This window comes from Mycobacterium sp. TH-M82 (assembly GCF_057473605.1).
The window spans coordinates 1-1,841 of record NZ_JBYCKY010000418.1; the positions used below are offsets into that span (position 1 = coordinate 1).

Below are 1,841 nucleotides of genomic sequence, written 5' to 3' on the forward strand. Positions count from 1 at the left end.
CCGAGCGGAATGATCGACAACGCCGTCAACAAGATCACGAAGAGGAAGAAGCCCTGGTGGAAACCGCCGATGTAGACCGACGCCGCCCCGGCCAGGCCCTGGCAGAGCGCGATGACGAATTGGCCGCTGACGGTGCCGCGCACCATCGATCCCATCCTGGCCAGGTAGAGATCGGTGACCTCTGCGCCCAGCGGGTTGAGCTGGCCGACCAAGGTGCGCACTGTGTCGCGGTGGACCAGTAGCGCGAGGAACACGTAGAGAAAGATAATCGCCGAGGTGACCACGCCGACGATGCTGCCGGCGGCGCTTTGCAGCAGATGCAGGAGCAGTTCGCCGCCTTTCTGGCCGACGTTGACCATCGCGTGTCGCAGCGATTCCATGGTCACTTCGGCGTGCGCGAACGGCACCCGGGCCAGCAGGTCGTTGACGAACTGCAGGGCCTTGTCGCCGAGGGTGTTCACGTCGGTCTTTTGGGCCCATTCGCCGACGTGGGTAACCAACCGGGAAACCTGCATGACCGCCAGGAAGACACACAGCCCGATCGGCACGATCACGCTGACCAACGCCGCCAGCAGCGTGCAGGTCGCTGACAATCCGGCGTTAAGCCGCCGGTTGAACCGGGTGAACAGTGGGGTGAACACGTAGGCGCCCACGGCGGCCACCACGACGAGGACGAAGTAGCCGCGCAGGAAGTACGCGCCGAACAGCAGGCTGATGGCGGTGAAGACCGCCAGAGCGCGGCGCTGGGTGAGGGTGAATTCGCGATTCGAGGCACCGCCGCCGACGAGGGCTTCTCGGTTGCTCATGTTGACTCCTCCGGTCTGGGGTCTGGTCGGGGGTCGCCCCACTTGTCGTGAATGGCCGCCCACGGGTCGGCGTAGCTGCCGGGCTTGCGGTAGTAGGCCGACTTACGGGTGAGATACCAGCGAGCCAACGGTGCGGCCAGCCGCAGCGGGTAGCGTTTCCAGCCGGTCAGCTCGGCGGTCTCGATCAGCATGTCCGGCCACGAATGGTGTTGAAACGTCAGGGCGTCCTGCGCCCGGTCGGTGTCCATCCAGTCGGTGGCAAACCACCCCTCGTCGCTGTCGGGGTCACCTTTGCGGCCGGTCGGCAGCACGCCGACCAGGCCCATCGCCGCAGCGGTGGCGGAGGCGACATCGCCTTGCACCAGCCGGTGCGAGGCGTCACCGCCGATGAGCAGTGTTTCACCGACGACGTCGGCGGTGGTGGCGGCGGCGAACGCCCGGGCGACGTCGCGGACGTCGACCGTCTGGATGCGATTGTCGACGGGCAGCATGCCCTCGAACGCGATGAAGTCGGGGTCGAGGTCGAAGCGCGGTTGCACGGTCAACACACCGCCGAGCCGCAGCACCACCCAGTGCAGCGTCGAGTTGCGCACCAACCGCTCGGCCTCGACCTTGTGTGTGCCGTAGACGTCGATGGGGTTGACCGGCGTCGTCGCGGACAACACGTCGGTGCGACGGTGCGGGTTGCGTGGTCCATACACCGCCACACTGGAAGCCTGCAGGAAACGGGGCGGAGTCGGCTGTACGGCAGCAGTTTTCACCAGATTGGCAGTGGCGTCGACATTGACCTTGCGCGCTAGCCGATGCCGCGAATAGCACAGCGGCGCGATGATCGCGGCAAGATGGATGATCGCGGTGGGGTTGACGTTGTCCACCAGGTCATCGACGGTCGCCGGATCGGTGAGGTCGGCGTAGCGCACCGCCACCGATGCCGGCAACTTGGCTGCCGCCCTGCGGTTGGCGGGCGTGCCGAGGTCGGTCGCGACGACGCGTCGGCCGTCCTCGGCGAGCCGCTGCACCGTCGCGCTGCCCACC

General features: G+C 66.8%; 2 protein-coding genes. Both read right to left on the minus strand.

Annotation, left to right across the window (positions count from 1 at the left end; genetic code table 11):
* The coding region (locus tag AC2VON_RS13060; RefSeq protein WP_486953348.1) for an AI-2E family transporter at window positions 1–806 on the minus strand (806 nt) is incomplete at its 3' end.
* The gene (locus AC2VON_RS13065) at window positions 803–1,840 is read right to left on the minus strand and encodes an NAD-dependent epimerase/dehydratase family protein (RefSeq protein ID WP_486953349.1); all 1,038 of its coding nucleotides are present in this window, start codon (window positions 1,838–1,840) and stop codon (window positions 803–805) included. The genes AC2VON_RS13060 and AC2VON_RS13065, both read right to left, overlap by 4 nt.
* Window position 1,841 lies beyond the last annotated feature (1 nt).